General features: G+C 68.0%; 10 protein-coding genes. 3 read left to right on the forward strand and 7 right to left on the reverse strand.

Annotated features, from left to right (window positions below):
- Positions 1–20 precede the first annotated feature (20 nt).
- Entirely contained in the window at positions 21–2,240 is a 2,220-nt protein-coding gene (murJ, locus tag AOK15_RS08720; protein ID WP_055514501.1) for a murein biosynthesis integral membrane protein MurJ, read from the reverse strand.
- Positions 2,241–2,287: 47 nt separating this feature from the next.
- Positions 2,288–4,708: a DUF6049 family protein gene (locus tag AOK15_RS08725; RefSeq protein ID WP_055514503.1), complete on the reverse strand. Its 2,421-nt coding sequence runs from the start codon at positions 4,706–4,708 to the stop codon at positions 2,288–2,290.
- A 235-nt stretch (positions 4,709–4,943) separates the two neighbouring features.
- Between AOK15_RS08725 and AOK15_RS08730 the strand changes: the two genes are divergently transcribed.
- Positions 4,944–6,383, forward strand: coding sequence for a CCA tRNA nucleotidyltransferase (locus AOK15_RS08730; RefSeq protein WP_055514504.1), 1,440 nt, complete (start codon positions 4,944–4,946; stop codon positions 6,381–6,383).
- A 129-nt stretch (positions 6,384–6,512) separates the two neighbouring features.
- Here AOK15_RS08730 and AOK15_RS08735 read toward each other — a convergent pair whose 3' ends face one another.
- The 3 genes from AOK15_RS08735 to AOK15_RS08745 all read right to left on the reverse strand — a co-directional run bounded on the left by AOK15_RS08735 (position 6,513) and on the right by AOK15_RS08745 (position 9,732).
- Positions 6,513–7,826: an MFS transporter gene (locus tag AOK15_RS08735; protein WP_055514506.1), complete on the reverse strand. Its 1,314-nt coding sequence runs from the start codon at positions 7,824–7,826 to the stop codon at positions 6,513–6,515.
- A gap of 101 nt (positions 7,827–7,927) precedes the next feature.
- Positions 7,928–9,010 (reverse strand): inositol-3-phosphate synthase, encoded by a 1,083-nt coding sequence (locus tag AOK15_RS08740; protein ID WP_055514508.1) that lies wholly within the window; start codon positions 9,008–9,010, stop codon positions 7,928–7,930.
- 44 nt (positions 9,011–9,054) lie between these two features.
- The gene (locus tag AOK15_RS08745; RefSeq protein ID WP_055514510.1) at positions 9,055–9,732 is read right to left on the reverse strand and encodes a PadR family transcriptional regulator; all 678 of its coding nucleotides are present in this window, start codon (positions 9,730–9,732) and stop codon (positions 9,055–9,057) included.
- 373 nt (positions 9,733–10,105) lie between these two features.
- Here AOK15_RS08745 and AOK15_RS08750 point away from each other — a divergent pair, with 373 nt between their 5' ends.
- Together AOK15_RS08750 and AOK15_RS08755 are read left to right on the forward strand one after the other, a co-directional pair.
- Positions 10,106–12,778 (forward strand): transglycosylase domain-containing protein, encoded by a 2,673-nt coding sequence (locus AOK15_RS08750; protein ID WP_205632098.1) that lies wholly within the window; start codon positions 10,106–10,108, stop codon positions 12,776–12,778.
- A gap of 186 nt (positions 12,779–12,964) precedes the next feature.
- On the forward strand, positions 12,965–14,473 hold the full coding sequence (locus tag AOK15_RS08755; RefSeq protein WP_079058374.1) for a glycosyltransferase family 87 protein: 1,509 nt from the start codon (positions 12,965–12,967) through the stop codon (positions 14,471–14,473).
- 119 nt (positions 14,474–14,592) lie between these two features.
- Here AOK15_RS08755 and AOK15_RS08760 read toward each other — a convergent pair whose 3' ends face one another.
- Positions 14,593–15,624 carry an alanine racemase gene (locus AOK15_RS08760; RefSeq protein WP_055514516.1) on the reverse strand — a complete coding sequence of 344 codons (1,032 nt, stop codon included), beginning with the start codon at positions 15,622–15,624 and terminating at the stop codon, positions 14,593–14,595.
- A gap of 65 nt (positions 15,625–15,689) precedes the next feature.
- On the reverse strand, positions 15,690–16,811 hold the full coding sequence (gene femX, locus AOK15_RS08765) for a peptidoglycan bridge formation glycyltransferase FemX (RefSeq protein ID WP_055514519.1): 1,122 nt from the start codon (positions 16,809–16,811) through the stop codon (positions 15,690–15,692).
- Positions 16,812–17,007: the final 196 nt, after the last annotated feature.

Raw genomic sequence — 17,007 nt, forward strand, 5'->3', positions numbered from 1 at the left:
GTTGTGCGCCTAACCCCGTCTCAGCGCCCCAGTCGTCCTCGGACCATACCGACCATCGAGTTGAGCTCTTCGATGCGCATGCGCCGCGCGGCGACGTAGAAGACACCGAGCAGAACGATTCCTCCCCCGACGAGGGCGAGTATCGAGCCGCCCACGCCCTGTCCCAGACTCCGGCTGATCCCGTAACAGGCCGCTCCGCTGACCAGCGCCGCCGGCAGCGACGCGATGGACAGCCGTGCGTATGTCCGCATCACCCTGGAGCCGTCCAGGTCACCGCCCAGCCGCTTCTTCAGCCGCCGCCAGGCGACGCCCACACCGATCATGTAGGCGAGGCCGTACGAGGCCGCCATCCCGACCACCGCCCAGCGGGCCGGGATCACGAAGAAGCAGATCGCGGAGGCCCCGGCGTTGACGGCGGCCACGATGACCGTGTTGTAGAACGGCGTCCGCGTGTCCTCGTACGCGTAGAAGGCGCGCAGGACGACGTATTGCACGGAGTACGGGATCAGGCCGAGGCCGAAGGCCATCAGCATGAAGCCCATGTTGGTGGCCTCGACGGTGCCGGAAGAACCGAAGATCAGGGTGCACATGGGGATGCCCAGCGCGAGGAACCCGAAGGCGATCGGCACGATCGCGACCGCCGTCGTGCGCAGCCCCTGCGAGATGTCGTCGCGGACGGCTCCCGCGTCGTCCTCGGCCGCCGACCGCGAGATGCGCGGGAGGAGGGCGGCCATGAGGGACACCGTGATGATGGCCTGCGGGAGACCCCAGATCAGCTGGGCGTTGGCGTAGGAGGCGAAACCGGTGCCCTTGACGTCGGAGCCGATGCCCGCGGACGTGGCCAGCTGGGTGACCACCAGGGCGCCCGCCTGGTTGGCGAGGACAAAGAGGATCGTCCACTTGGCGAGCATCGCGGCCTTGCCGAGGCCGTGGCCCTTCCAGTCGAAGCGGAGCCGGAGCCGGAACCCGGTCTCCCGCAGGTAGGGAATCATCGCGAGAGCCTGCACGACGAGGCCGAGCAGGATGCCCACACCGAGCAGGCGCACGCCCTCCGGCGGGATGTTGTCGACGGTCATCCGGGAGTCGGCCGCGCTGCCGTAGACCCACAGGAACGCGCCGAGGGTGACGATGATGACGATGTTGTTGAGGACCGGCGTCCACATCATCGCGCCGAACCGACCGCGGGCGTTGAGGATTTGCCCCATCACCACGTGGACGCCCATGAAGAAGATGGACGGCAGGAAGTACCGGGTGAAGGTCACGGCGGTCTCGTTGGCCGCGGGGTTGTCGGCGACTCCCACGGACAGCGCTCGCACCAGGAGCGGGGCCGCGAACATCGCGAGCGCCGTGAGAAGGCCGAGGACCACCATGACGAGGGTCAGCAGACGGTTGGCGTAGGCCTCGCCGCCATCTTCGTCGTCCTTCATCGCGCGCACGAGCTGCGGCACGAAGACGGAGTTCAGGCCGCCGCCGACGGTCAGGATGTAGATCATGGTCGGCAGCTGGTAGGCCACCTGGAAGGAGTCGCCGAGCAGGGCGAGGCCCAGCGCTGAGACGATCATCGCCGAGCGGATGAAACCGGTGAGGCGCGAGACCATGGTGCCCGCCGCCATCACGGCGCTCGACTTCAGCAGACCCGAGGCCCGCCCACCCTTCTTCGGGGCCGGAGCGGCCGCGGGGGCCTGTGCGGGCTCCTCGTTCTGCGGACGGCCCGGGCCCGGGGCCGGAGCGGGAGTCGGGCTGGGCACGGAGGGCTGCCCCACGGGGCCGCTGCCGCTCTGCTGCTGGTCCCGGAAGAGATGGGCGAACGCGTCGGGTTCGTGGCGTTCCTCGCCGGCCTGCGTGACCAGGTCGTCCACTCCCACGAACTGGGTCGTACGGGCGTTGTCGCCGTACGGCAGATGCCGCGACGGACCGTCCGGCTCGGGCGCGGGAGTCTGGGCCCACACCTGCGGGTCGGGGGCGTACTGCGACGGCGCGGGCTGCCCGTAGAGCGGCTGCTGCGGCTGCTGGACGCCCGGAGGCGGCGGAGGGTGCGCGGCGCGGTCGTAGAGCGCCTCGGCCACCGGGTCCTGGGCGGACAGATCCCGCGCGCGGTATGGGTCCTGGTCGTAGGTGTCCTGGAGGTACATGTCCGCGGGAGGCTGCGGCGGCACCTGGGCCGAATCGGGCAGCGAGCTGTCGGGGTAGCCCGAGTCGGCCGCGCCCTGGCCGCGGTCACCGTCGTACGGCGCGTTCATGGTTACCCCACCTCATCGTCCCCGGGCCCACGGGCCACGACAATCGCTCAACGGTCCACTCTCTCACCCGTTCCGGACCGGTCGGTGCTTTCCGATGCGGTGTCCGTGGCCGGGTCACTCGGGTGCTCCGGCGCGTCTGCCACGGGCTCGGCCGAGGAATCCCCTTCGTCAGTGTGTACGACTCCGTCAGTGTGTACGACCGAGGCCCCCTCGGTGTTCGCTTCCTCGCCCGGAGAAGTGCTGTCCGCCGACTCGTCCTGCGAGGCGCCCCCCGCCGCCTGCCGGGCGGCGGCGCGCTTGCGCTGGGTGTACATCCGGAACCCGGCGAGGACGAGGAGCAGGACACCGCCGGCGATGACGAGCATCACCGTGGGAGTGATCTCGGTGACGCTCACAGTGAAGACGACAGGGTCGCCGTATTTCTGGCCGTCCTTCGTGTAGAGCTGGGCGATGACGTCGGCCTTGCCGTTGGCCTTGGCATTGGTGGTGAATTTCACGGACTCCCTGTGTCCGCCCGAGATGTCGATTGACCGCTCGGCGTCGTCGTCGCCATCGATTTTCAGACGCTTCGGGAGCTGCGACGTGAGGCGCAGCGTCAGGTCGACGCCCTGCACGAGGTTGTTCTCGACCGTCACCGGGATCATGGCGCTACGGCCCGAGAGCTTGGTCTCCGACTTATCGATCAGCCGGACCTGGCTCGTGAGAGTGTCGAGGTACGACTGCACGCCGTCGCGATAGCCCTGAGCGTCCGCGGCGTGACCCCGCCACGACGTGGACATCTCCCGGTCCATGGTCCGGCCGAAGGGCGTGACCACGCGCGACTGGCGATTGAGGATCACCTTGAAGCGGTCGAGGTCGCTCTGGGTGCCGTGGATCTCCTCGAACGCCGACTTCGGCAGTGCCTGCTTGCGCAGCGACTTGGGGTACGCCGAGGCGGACGGGATCCTGGTGCTGGCGTTCGGGTCGGGCTTCGCCTCGGCGGCCGCGGACAGGTCCTGGAACTGCGACCAGGTACCGCCCTGGAGCATCGTCAGGGCCTGTGCCATCGTCTGGGCCTGGCTGGCCGAGGGCATGCGCTGCGGGGCGATCACGATGCTGCGCTGCCGGTCGGTCTGCAGGTTCGTCATCAGGCTCTGGGCGAGGAACCTCTGCACCGCCAGCGTGGAGCTCTCGGCCTTCGTCATGTCGCCCTGGAACGCCGTGGACAGCTGGGCGTCCGCGACGACGGCCGTGGTGCCGCCACCGATGGGGCGGGCGGCGGTGGGCGTGTAGGACAGGCCGCGGTTCTCCTGAAGGCTGTCGCTGCGGGCGATCACCTTGTCGGCGCCCGCCGAGGTGGCGACCTTGATGATGGACGGGTCCACGGTGCCGTTCACGGGCCATGCGAACTCGGTATTCGGCTCCACGTGGAGGATGTTCTCGACGGTGTCCGCGGCGACGTCGGTGGCGTCCTTGAGGCGGCTGAGGGAGCCCGTGACGGCCTTGCCGTTCTGCGCCAGCGACGCCAGATCGGGGTCCGCGAAGGGGAGCGCGACCACTTCCTTGCCCTGGACCGCGGTCTCGAGGTCGGCCAGCCACGCGTTGGCGACCGCCTGGCTCCTGCCCGGGACGGTCGTGCTTCCGCTCCGGACGCTGTAGCTCTCGGTCATCGCGACGACGGACGCCAGCAGATCGGGGTCGATCACCCAGGTGACGTCGAGATCCTTGCCCAGCGACAGCATCTGCTCCAGGCGACCGCCCGCGGAGATCTCCTTGGCCAGGTCGTCGTTGAGGAACGTGGGCGTCTGGCGCTCTCCGGGCCCGGTCTCGGCCGTGAGGTGGCTGGTGGAGATCAGCGGCCAGAGGTACGTGGTCTTCGTCCTCGTGTCCGCTTCGTCGGGGTGCCACGGGAGGAACGTGCGCTGGATGCCGAGGATCTGGTCGTACCGGGCCGCCGACGTCTGGCCCGAGAGGGAGACACCGAGCTGGTAGACGCCGTCCGCACCGAGGTCCAGCTCCTTGACGGGCACGGAGATGGTGAAGGGCTGGGCCACACCGGAAGTGAGCTTGGAGAACTTCTCCACGTACTTCCCGCCGACCTCCGTCCCGTCGGCGAACTGGTCGAAGCCGTCGCGCTTGGCCGCGCTGTCGATGGAGGAACGGGTCGTCAGGGGAGCTGAGCCCACCCGCAGGCCCACATGGGCGTCCGTGATCGTCTGCTTGCCCCTGTTGGTCACCGTGCCGGAGACGGTGACCGTGTCGCCGTCGGTGGGCGCGCTGGGGCTGAGCGAGTCGAGTGAGACAGCGACGGTGTTCGTCCCCGTGGCATCGGCCGACGCGGCCTTCGGCGCCGCCAGAGCCTCCGGAGCGGCGGTGAGCTGGAGCAGACCGGCCAGCAGCGGCGCCCCGGCGATCAGCGCCCCTGTACGCAGCAGCCAGCGGCGGGCAGGTGAGGGACTGGTCCCCTGGAAGTCTGCCGCCTCGGCCACGCGCTCGCCCGTCCTCGTCGTCGTCAGTGGTCGTCGGAATGTGCGTCCACGCATGGTAACGATGCGCGCCGAGGTGAAGTGCCGCGGTCCGCGCCACAAGATCGGGCGGCGAGACCGGGCTGTCCCTGTATGTACACGTATCAAAGGCGCCGGGGATGGGGTCATCTACGCGAAACCGTTGTGCACGTTCAATGGAGGCGACCACCGCCACGGTGGCCACGTACCCTTTTCTGTTGTGCCGAACGCCAACGAACAGTCCAGTGCCCTGAGCCAGGTGCAGCGCCGCGCGGTGAGTGAACTGCTACGTGTCGCCCCTGTCGCCGATGATCTCGCCCGCCGCTTCCAGGAGGCGGGGTTCTCGCTGGCTCTGGTCGGCGGGTCGGTCAGGGACGCGCTGCTCGGCAGGCTCGGCAACGACCTGGACTTCACGACGGACGCCCGCCCCGAGGACGTGCTGAAGATCGTGCGTCCCTGGGCCGACGCCGTCTGGGAGGTCGGCATCGCCTTCGGCACGGTGGGGGCCCAGAAGGACGGCTACCAGATCGAGGTCACGACGTACCGGTCGGAGGCCTACGACCGGACCTCTCGCAAGCCGGAGGTGTCGTACGGCGACTCCATCGGGGAAGACCTCGTGCGACGTGACTTCACCGTCAACGCGATGGCGGTGGCGCTGCCGGAGAAGGAGTTCATCGACCCGCACGGTGGGCTCGAGGATCTCGCGGCGAGAGTGCTGCGCACCCCTGGTACGCCGGAGGAGTCCTTCTCCGACGACCCGCTGCGCATGATGCGGGCCGCTCGATTCGCCGCGCAGCTCGACTTCGAGGTCGCGCCTGAGGTCGTCTCGGCGATGACCGACATGGCCGGCCGGATCGAGATCGTGTCCGCCGAGCGGGTGCGGGACGAGCTGAACAAGCTGGTCCTCTCCACACACCCGCGCACGGGTCTGACCCTGCTGGTGGACACTGGTCTCGCCCAGCACGTCCTGCCCGAGCTTCCCGCGCTGCGGTTGGAGCGTGACGAACACCACCGGCACAAGGACGTCTACGACCACACGCTGATCGTCCTGGAACAGGCGATCGCGCTCGAGGAGAACGGGCCCGACCTCACCCTCCGTCTCGCCGCACTGCTGCACGACATCGGCAAGCCCCGTACCCGGCGCTTCGAGAAGGACGGCCGGGTCTCCTTCCACCACCACGAGGTGGTCGGGGCCAAGATGACCAAGAAGCGCATGACGGCCCTCAAGTACTCCAATGACCTCATCAAGGACGTCTCGCGTCTGGTCGAGCTCCACCTGCGCTTCCACGGATACGGCACCGGAGAGTGGACGGACTCCGCCGTCCGCCGCTACGTCCGTGACGCTGGCCCGCTCCTCGATCGCCTCCACAAGCTGACCCGCTCCGACTGCACCACGCGGAACAAGCGCAAGGCGAGTGCGCTGTCCCGTGCGTACGACGGTCTGGAGGAGCGCATCGCGCAGCTTCAGGAGCAGGAGGAGCTGGACGCCATCCGTCCGGACCTCGACGGCAACCAGATCATGGAGATCCTGGGCGTGGGCCCGGGCCCGGTCATCGGGCAGGCCTACAAGTTCCTGCTGGAGCTGCGGCTGGAGAATGGACCGATGGAACATGACGAGGCGGTGGCGGCGCTCAAGGAGTGGTGGGCTCAGATGCCCTAGGCTCCGGGAGGTCGACCTCAGCTGCGGCGCGATGTTTCACGTGAAACATCGCGCCGCAGTGTTGTGCGGGGCGGGTCCGCTGGGGTGCCGCTCACTGACCGGAGTGATGTTTCACGTGAAACATCGGGCTCAGGTCCCCGTCTGAGAGGTCTGACGCGACTGCTTCGCCATCCCGAAGCGCGCCATGCCCACGGCGACGGCTCCGTAGATCACTGCCACCGTGATCACCAGGACGACGGAGCGGCCGTCGGGAGGGAGCATCGCTGCGGCCACTGCCGCGGCGCCGACGAACGCCACGTTGAAGAGAACGTCGTAGAGAGAGAAGACGCGGCCCCGGTAGCCGTCGTCGACGGCGGACTGCACGATCGTGTCCGTCGAGATCTTCGCCCCCTGAGTGACGAGCCCCAGGACGAACGCGGCGACCAGCATGGGTCGCTCCGTGAAGGGCAGGCCGAGGGCGGGTTCCAGTACGGCGGCGGTCGCAGCGCACGTCACGATCCAGAGGGCCGGCCCGAGACGCCCGGCCGCCCAAGGCGTCAGCACGGCCGCGGTGAAGAATCCCGCCCCCGAGATCCCCACGGCGAGTCCGAGCAGGGCTAGCCCCTCCTCCGGCTCGGCCGTTTCGGAGGGCGAGGACGACCAGGCGTACCGGCACAGCATCAGGACCATGACCGTGAGGGCGCCGTAGCAGAACCGCATCATCGTCATCGACGCGAGCGCCCATGCCGCCGCTCGCCGCCCCGGTTCGAAGAGATGTCGCACGCCCGCGACCAGCCCCCGTGTCGTGCCGGCGATCGCGACACCCAGCCGCGTCTGCACCCACGCGGGGTCCGGGCCGAGCAGGTTCCGCGCGAGGCGCAGCGAGGCGAGGGCCGCGCACAGATACAGGGCCGAGCCGAGGAGGACCACCACGGCATCCGAGTCCGAGCCCAGCAGCCGTACGACGAAGGCGAGTCCACCGCCCGCTGTCGCGGCGAGCGTGCCGGCGGTGGGAGACAGGGAGTTGGCGACCACCAGGCGGTCGGCGTCCACCACCCGGGGCAGTGAGGCGGAGAGTCCGGCCAGCACGAAACGGTTGACCGCCGTGACGCAGAGCGCGGAGACGTAGAAGAGCCAGTCGGGAACGTGGATCAGGATCAGGACGGCCGTAACCGAGGCGAGCAGTGCGCGCAGCAGATTGCCGTAGAGCAGCACCTGACGGCGCCGCCAGCGGTCCAGCAGGACACCGGCGAAGGGCCCGACGAGGGAGTAGGGAAGGAGCAGGACGGCCATGGCCGAGGCGATGGCCGCGGCGGACGTCTGCTTCTCCGGGGAGAAGACGACGTAGGTGGCGAGCGCGACCTGGTAGACCCCGTCCGCTCCCTGGGAGAGCAGTCGTACGGCAAGCAGACGCCGGAAGTCCCGGAAGCGCAGGAGCACCCGCAGGTCTCGTACGACAGCCATGGGGCACAGCCTCACATACGTTGAGGGTCCCCGGGTGTGCGACCCGGGGACCCTCAACGACCCGAAGAGCGAGTGGACTTAGCGCACCGCGCCTCGTCCTGTCAGCGCTCGACCTCGCCCTTGATGAACTTCTCGACGTTCTCCCGCGCCTCGTCGTCGAAGTACTGCACCGGCGGCGACTTCATGAAGTACGACGACGCCGACAGGATCGGGCCGCCGATGCCGCGGTCCTTGGCGATCTTCGCGGCGCGCAGGGCGTCGATGATGACGCCGGCGGAGTTCGGGGAGTCCCAGACCTCGAGCTTGTACTCCAGGTTCAGTGGGACGTCGCCGAAGGCACGGCCCTCGAGACGGACGTAGGCCCACTTGCGGTCGTCGAGCCAGGCCACGTAGTCGGACGGGCCGATGTGGACGTTCTTCTCGCCGAGTTCCCGGTCGGGGATCTGGGAGGTGACGGCCTGGGTCTTGGAGATCTTCTTGGACTCGAGGCGGTCGCGCTCGAGCATGTTCTTGAAGTCCATGTTGCCGCCGACGTTCAGCTGCATGGTGCGGTCCAGGACGACGCCCCGGTCCTCGAACAGCTTCGCCATGACGCGGTGCGTGATGGTGGCACCGACCTGCGACTTGATGTCGTCACCGACGATCGGGACGCCCGCCTCGGTGAACTTGTCCGCCCACTCCTTGGTACCGGCGATGAAGACCGGCAGGGCGTTGACGAAGGCGACCTTGGCGTCGATGGCGCACTGGGCGTAGAACTTCGCCGCGTCCTCGGAGCCGACGGGCAGGTAGCAGACGAGGACGTCGACCTGCTTGTCCTTGAGGATCTGGACGATGTCGACCGGGGCCTCGGCGGACTCCTCGATGGTCTCGCGGTAATACTTGCCGAGACCGTCGAGGGTGTGGCCGCGCTGGACGGTGACGCCGGTGCTCGGCACGTCGCAGATCTTGATGGTGTTGTTTTCGGAGGCGCCGATGGCGTCCGCGAGGTCGAGGCCGACCTTCTTCGCGTCGACGTCGAAGGCCGCGACGAACTCCACGTCCCGGACGTGGTAGTCACCGAACTGCACGTGCATGAGGCCGGGCACCTTGGACGCCGGGTCGGCGTCCTTGTAGTACTCGACTCCCTGCACCAGCGACGCGGCGCAGTTGCCCACGCCGACGATGGCTACGCGAACCGAACCCATTCCGGTTGCTCCCTGTGTGTACGAGTGAGGTCCTGGCAGGGACCTCACGTGGCGGTGTCGCCGGGCGCATCCGGACCGGGGGTGTCCCCGGGCCGGGGCAGGGCGCCCGGCGCTCCCTCTGTGGTGTCGCGAGCGGGTTCTCCATGGGCGGGACCCTTCAGGTCACGGCCCGCCCGCTCGCTCTCGATGAGCTCGTTCAGCCAGCGCACCTCGCGCTCCACGGACTCCATCCCGTGGCGCTGAAGCTCAAGCGTGTAGTCGTCGAGGCGCTCACGCGTGCGTGCCAAGGAGGCACGCATCTTCTCCAGCCGTTCCTCCAAACGGCTGCGACGGCCCTCCAGGACGCGCATGCGCACATCGCGGGAGGTCTGCCCGAAGAACGCGAAGCGAGCGGCGAAGTGCTCGTCCTCGTACGCGTCGGGACCCGTCTGCGAGAGCAGTTCCTCGAAGTGCTCCTTGCCTTCCGCCGTCAACCTGTAGACGATCTTGGCGCGGCGGCCCGTGAGGGCGGCGGGAGCGTCGTCCTGGGCACCCCCCGGCTCCTCGATCAACCAGCCGCTCGCGACCAGCGTCTTGAGGCAGGGGTAGAGCGTCCCGTAGCTGAAGGCCCGGAACACACCCAGTGAGGTGTTGAGTCGTTTGCGCAGCTCATAGCCGTGCATGGGGGCTTCGCGCAGCAGGCCGAGTACGGCGAACTCGAGGATCCCGGAGCGCCGGCTCATCGTCGCCTCCCCTCTCCCACTGGCCGTCCCGACACCCACTATGCCGAGCTGATGTATCGACTCGATACATCACGACGATAGAACGCCCCTACGTATGCGACAAGTGGGGGCACGGTGAACGGGGTCACATCACTGATTGGTACGAAGCAAGTTGCCGGATTTGGGGTGAAGTTCGGTGCTCAGTGGGTTTTGACGGTGCGTAGTCTGTGCGGCATGCACACCACCGGGAAGCGAGTGACGTTAGAGCACGTCGTGGTCCTGGGTGCGGTACGGATGAATGCCAACACGACCGCATCCGTACTTCGGGGGGACCGGAAACCAGCCGCCGTTTCCAGGCGCGCACGGGTGCGCCTGCCCGAGGAGTAATCGTTCGATGAGCGAGCACCGTCGCAAACCGCCGCAGCCGCAGGGAGGCGGACGTGCCGCGGCCAGACGCGGCCAATCGGCGTCCTCCGGCCGCCGCGCTGCACCGCGGGGCACCAATGGGTCACTTTCCGAGACCTATGGGGCGGGAGGTGATGACTCCCCCTACGAGCCCTACGAGGGACGTGCAGCGGCCCGACGGTCGGCGCAGAGAAGTACCGGCACCGGCGGCAGCCGCCGGAGAGCGGCTGAGCCCGCGGGACGCGGACCGGGTCGGGGCCGGGGACGGCCCGCTCCTCCCGGCAAGAAGCGCTTCATCGACTATCCACGCGCCGGCAAGTACGGGGCCATGCGGTGGGTGCCGTCCTGGCGCCAGGTGACGGCGCTCTTCATCGGGTTCTTCGGTTGCCTCGTGGCGGCCGCCGGTATCGGGTACGCCGTCGTCGCGGTGCCCAACCCGGCCGAGGCCGCGACGGCGCAGAACAACGTCTACTACTGGTCCGACGGCACGCAGATGGTCGCGACGGGTGGTGAGGTCAACCGCCAGATCATCGCCTACGAGAAGATCCCCAAGGCGATGCGCTACGCGGTCATGTCGGCCGAGAACAAGACGTTCGAGAATGACAGCGGCGTCGACCCCATGGGTATCGCCCGCGCCGTCGTCAACATGGCCAAGGGCGGTCAGACGCAGGGTGGATCCACCATCACCCAGCAGTACGTCAAGAACGCCATGCTCGACGACCAGTCGCAGACCCTCTCCCGGAAGGTGAAGGAACTCTTCATCTCGGTGAAGGTGGGCGCCTCCGTCGAGAAGGAAGACATCATGCGCGGCTACCTGAACACGGCCTACTTCGGCCGTGGCGCCTATGGCCTTCAGGCAGCCGCCCGCACGTACTTCGGCCAGGACGCCGAGAAGCTCAACCCGAGTCAATGCGCCTTCCTCGCCGCCATCCTCAAGGGCGCGACGTACTACGACCCGGCCGGAGCGACATCGATCGACCCATCAGCCACGCCCGAGGCGAACACCAAGCGAGCCACGGACCGCTGGCGATGGATCCTCGACGAGATGGTCAAGGACAAGCGCCTCTCGCCGGGCACGCGGGCCAAGTACAAGGACTTCCCCCAGATCGAGCGGCCCAGGTCCAACGCCCAGCTGAGCGGGCAGATCGGCTACCTCGTCGACACGGCCAAGGGCTACATCCTCAACAACACCGACATCACACCGAAGCAGCTCGAGCAGGGCGGCTACGAGATCCACACGACCTTCGACAAGAACAAGGTCAAGGAACTCGAGGCAGCTGTAAACAAGGTGCGCAAGGAGAACATCAAGCCCAAGCTGCGGCCGCAGACGGACACACATGTGCAGTTCGGCGGGGCGTCGGTGAATCCGAAGTCGGGTGCCATCGAGGCGATCTACGGCGGTGAGGACGCCACCAAGCACTTCACCAACAACGCCGACGTGACCGGCGCGCAGGTCGGTTCGACGTTCAAGCCCTTCGTCCTGGCAGCGGCCATGACCTGGGGCAAGCGCAACCCCGAGCTGGATGAGGAGCAGGCCCAGGACGAACGCACCATCGTCTCGCCCAAGAGCCTCTACAGCGGCAAGAACAACCTCAAGATCGAGGACTACGACGGCACCGTCTGGACCAACGAAGAGGGCAAGGAGTGGCTGCAGGCCAACGACGGCGACGAGTCGTACGGCAGCCCGCCGAAGTACCAGATCGACCTGCGTGAGGCGATGCGGGTCTCGGCGAACTCCGCCTTCGTCCAGCTGGGCATGGACGTCGGTCTCAACCGGGTGAAGGAAGCGGCCATCGAGGCGGGCCTCAAGAAGGACAGCCTGACGGGCACCAGCTTCCCCTCGTTCTCGATCGGCATCTCCGACCCCAGCGCCATCCGTATGGCCGGCTCGTACGCGACCTTCGCGGCCAGCGGCAAGCAGAACGACCCGTTCTCCGTCAGCAAGGTCGAGTACGAGGGCCTGACGAAGTTCGACCACGAAGAGATCGCCTCCCCCAAGGAGGCCTTCACCGCGGATGTCGCCGACAACGTCACCGATGTCCTCAAGACCGTCGTCGACAAGGGAACCGGTACCTCGGCTCAGCTGACCGGCCGCGAGGTGGCGGGCAAGACCGGCACCACGGACGGCAACAAGTCGGCCTGGTTCGTCGGGTACACCCCGCAGCTGTCCACCGCGATCAGCATGTACCGCATGGACGACGACGAATCCAACAAGAACCGCACGTTCTTGGAGATGTACGGCACGGGTGGCCAGGAGACGATCCATGGTGCCTCGTTCCCGGCCGAGATCTGGCACGACTACATGGAGGACGCGCTCAAGAACGTGCCTCCCAAGGCGTTCCCTGAGCCGCAGCCCATCGGCGTGATCGTCAACGACGACCCGGACCCGACGCCGACTCCCTCGGTGGAAGAGAGCCCGGAGGAGAGCCCGGAGCCGTCCCCGTCGCCGTCCGCCAGCGAGCCCGTCGTTCCGTCGCCGACGCCCAGTGACAAGCCCTGCAAGAACCCGTTCGATCCGACCTGTCAGGACACCGGCGGTACGGATACAGGGGGTACGGACACCGGTGGCACGGACGGCGGGGTGACACCAACCCCGACCGAACCGGAGGACGACACAAGAGGCAATCAGAACGGGGGACTTTTCGGAGGACCCGCCGGATAGCTCGTCGTCCCGGTAGAAGGTGTTTCACGTGAAACAAGGGCCGCCGCACCGCTGAGGTGCGGCGGCCCTTCTCGTGTGCGGCGGCACGAGAGCGGGTGCTCAAGAGGCTGTTTCACGTGAAACACCGGTCATCCCAGACAGCTGGATGCGGCGGCCCTCGGCGTAGTCCTGGGCACGTACGGCAGGATGTGCGGCATGCCCAGTGCGGAGACGACGCGAATGAGCGTGGACGAGCCGGAGCCGGTGCGGCCGACCAAAGAGGACGAGATCGCTGCAGCCGGCAGTGAGCTGATCGGCGGCCCCATCGGGCGACGTGCACTGCTCGGGACGTCTTGGTGGAGCCCGGTCCGGGTCGTCGCCCTCGTCGCGATCGGCATGTTCGCGCTGGGCATGGTGCAGAAGCTGCCCTGCTACGACGGCGCCTGGTTCTTCGGGGCCAGCTCCCAGTACACCCACGCCTGCTACTCGGACATCCCCCACCTCTATCAGGGGCGGGGCTTCGCCGACGGGCTGGTGCCGTACTTCGACAAGATCCCCGGCGACATGGAGTACCTCGAGTACCCAGTGCTGACCGGTGTCTTCATGGAGGTGGCCGCGTGGCTCACCCCGGGCAGCGGCACCATCCAGGAACAAGAACAGTGGTACTGGATGGTCAACGCGGGCATGTTGATGGCGTGCGCGGCGGTCATCGCCGTGTGCTCCGCGCGCATCCACCGCCGGCGCCCCTGGGACGGCCTTCTGGTGGCCCTGGCGCCGGCGTTCGCCCTGACGGCGACCATCAACTGGGACCTTCTCGCCGTGGCCCTGCTGGCGGCCGCGATGCTGATGTGGTCGCGTCAGCGTCCCCTGGCCTTCGGCGTGCTGATCGGACTCGCCACAGCCGCCAAGTTCTATCCGTTCCTCCTCCTCGGCCCGCTCTTCGTCCTCTGCTGGCGAGCGGGCAAGTGGCGCGAGTTCGGGACCGCACTCCTCGGCGCGGTCGGCGGCTGGCTCGCGGTGAACCTCCCCGTGATGCTCCTGGCGCCCGACGGTTGGGCGAAGTTCTACCGCTTCAGCCAGGAGCGAGGCGTCGACTTCGGCTCGGCCTTCCTCGTCATCTCGCAGCGGATGAACATCCAGATCACCCCCGAGACGGCGAACGCGTACGCGATGATCGCCATGCTCCTGATCTGCGGCGGCATCACCGCACTGGCGCTTACCGCGCCACGGCGTCCGCGCTTCGCTCAGCTGGCCTTCCTGATCGTGGCGGCCTTCATCCTCACCAACAAGGTCTACTCACCGCAGTACGTGCTCTGGCTGGTGCCATTGGCCGCCCTGGCCCGGCCCCGGTGGCGCGACTTCCTCATCTGGCAGGCGTGCGAGGTCGTGTACTACCTGGGGATCTGGCTGTACCTCGCGTACACGACCAGCGGAGAGGCCCACAAGGGATTGCCTCCCGAGGGCTACCACGTGGCGATCATGGCCCATCTGCTGGGAACGCTGTACCTGTGCGTCATCGTCGTACGCGACATCTTCATGCCGGAGCGGGACATGGTGCGCCGCGCCGGTGACGACGACCCGTCCGGCGGTGTGCTGGACGGCGCGGAAGACACGCACGTGTACGGTGCCGCCGCCCGTCCCCCGCGGCACGCGGCGCACTTCGAAGGCCCCCATGTGGAGTGGGGCTGTCAGGACTCCACGGACCGTTCGCCCTGAGCGAACAGTGCAGGTGAGGCACACGGAAGGCCGTGCACGGGATCTCCGTGCACGGCCTTTCACATGGATGCGGCGTGCAGTCCCGCCCGGCCACAGCATGGCGGCCGGGCGGGTGTGGCTCAGCGGTCGACGATCCGGTCGAACTGGGTGGTGGTGTGCCGCAGGTGGGCCACCAGCTCCTCGCCGACCTGCGGCTCCGGGGCGTCCGAGGGCACGAAGAGGATCGACACCTGCATGTGCGGCGGCTCAGCGAACCACCGCTGCTTGCCGCCCCAGACGAACGGAGAAAGGTTCCGGTTGACCGTCGCGAGGCCGGCTCGGGCGACGCCCTTGGCGCGCGGCATGACCCCGTGCATGGCCTTGGGGGCCTCCAGACCCACCCCGTGCGACGTACCGCCCGCCACGACGACCAGGAAGCCGTCGGAAGCCGCCTTCTGCTGCCGGTAGCCGAAGCGGTCGCCCTTGGCGACCCGGGTGACGTCGAGGACGGCCCCGCGGTACTCGGTCGCCTCGTGGTCGCCCAGCCACAGCCGCGTGCCGATCCGGGCCCGGAAGCGGGTCTGCGGGAACTGCTGCTGGAGACGGGCGAGTTCCTCGGCCTTCAGATGGCTGACGAACATGGTGTGCAGCGGGAGACGGGCCGCGCGCAGGCGGTCCATCCAGCCGATGACCTCCTCGACGGCGTCCGAGCCGTCGGTGCGGTCCAGCGGCAGGTGGATGGCGAAGCCCTCCAGGCGCACGTTCTCTATGGCGGCGTGGAGCTGGGGCAGTTCCTGCTCGCTCACCCCGTGCCGCTTCATCGAGGACATGACCTCGATGACCACGCGGGCACCCACGAGGCCGTACACGCCGTCGACCGACGACACGGAACGGATCACGCGGTCGGGCAGGGGGACGGGCTCCTCGGCCCGTCGGTACGGCGTCAGCACCAGCAGGTCACCGCTGAACCAGTCCTTGATCCGGGCCGCCTCGTACGTCGTGCCGACGGCCAGGACGTCCGCGCCGAGGCGCGTGGCTTCTTCCGCCAGCTTCTCGTGCCCGAAGCCATAGCCATTGCCCTTGCAGACGGGGACGAGTCCCGGGAACTGCTCCTGAACGTGCTTGTGGTGTGCCCGCCAGCGCGCGGTGTCGACGTAGAGCGTGAGCGCCATGGCCGGTCCCGGAACCTTTCTCGTGGCAGCGGTGTATCAGAGGTGTGGAAGCAAAAACGGGGGAGTCAGCGGCGCGACATGTAGATGTCGAGCGCCTTGTGGAGCAGCTTGTTGAGGGGGAAGTCCCACTCACCGAGGTATTCGGCGGCCTGGCCGCCCGTGCCCACCTTGAACTGGATCAGGCCGAAGAGGTGGTCCGTCTCGTCCAGCGAGTCGGAGATACCCCGCAGGTCGTAGACGGTCGCGCCGAGGGCGTAGGCGTCGCGCAGCATGCGCCACTGCATCGCGTTCGAGGGCCGGACCTCACGTCCGATGTTGTCCGAGGCGCCGTACGAGTACCAGACGTGCCCACCGACGACCAGCATTGTCGCGGCGGACAGGTTCACGCCGTTGTGCCGGGCGAAGTAGAGCCGCATGCGATTGGGGTCCTCGGTGTTGAGGGCCGTCCACATGCGCTGGAAGTACGACAGCGGGCGAGGCCGGAAACGGTCGCGGACCGCGGTGATCTCGTACAGCCGCTGCCACTCCTCCAGGTCGTGGTAGCCGCCCTGGACGACCTCGACGCCTGCCTTCTCGGCCTTCTTGATGTTGCGGCGCCACAGCTGGTTGAAGTTCTTGTGGACCTCTTCGAGGGACCGGTTCGCCAGCGGCACCTGGTAGACATAGCGGGGCTGTACGTCACCGAAGCCGGCCCCGCCGTCCTCGCCCTGCTGCCAGCCCATGCGGCGCAGCTTGTCGGCGACCTCGAAGGCACGGGGCTCGATGAAGTCGGCCTCGATGTCGCGCAGCCGCTTCACATCCGGGTCCTGGATGCCTCTCTTGATGGAGGTGGCTTCCCAGCGCCGGATGATCACCGGGGGACCCATCTTCACCGAGAAGGCGCCCTGGTTCTTCAGGTGCGCGAGCATCGGCTCCAGCCAGTCGGTGAGGTTCGGCGCGAACCAGTTGATGACCGGGCCCTCGGGCAGGTAGGCCAGATAACGCTTGATCTTGGGAAGCTGGCGGTACAGCACCAGGCCGGCGCCGACCATCTCACCGGTCTTGTCGTCGAACCACCCGAGGTTCTCGGAGCGCCACTCGGCCTTGACGTCGGCCCAGGCCGGGACCTGCATGTGGCTAGCCGAGGGCAGGCTCTGGATGTACGCCAGATGCTGCTCTCGGCTGATCGTCCTCAGGGTCAGGCTCATTCGGGGCGCTCCTCGGGCTGGTGTGTCCCCATGGGTACAGGGGCTCCGGCTCTCGCGCCGAAGCCTACTGCGCCCTGCGGGCACGCCGAATGGCCGCATGGAACCTGCGCCCCGGCCGATGCGCGGCTGGGACGCCGGACGGTGCTATTAGGCCGCTTGGTCCGATGTGGGACGGCGGACGGTGCGAGGCACCGCC

It is taken from the genome of Streptomyces ossamyceticus, from assembly GCF_001418475.1.
In the GTDB taxonomy this organism is placed as follows: Bacteria; Actinomycetota; Actinomycetes; order Streptomycetales; family Streptomycetaceae; genus Streptomyces; species Streptomyces ossamyceticus.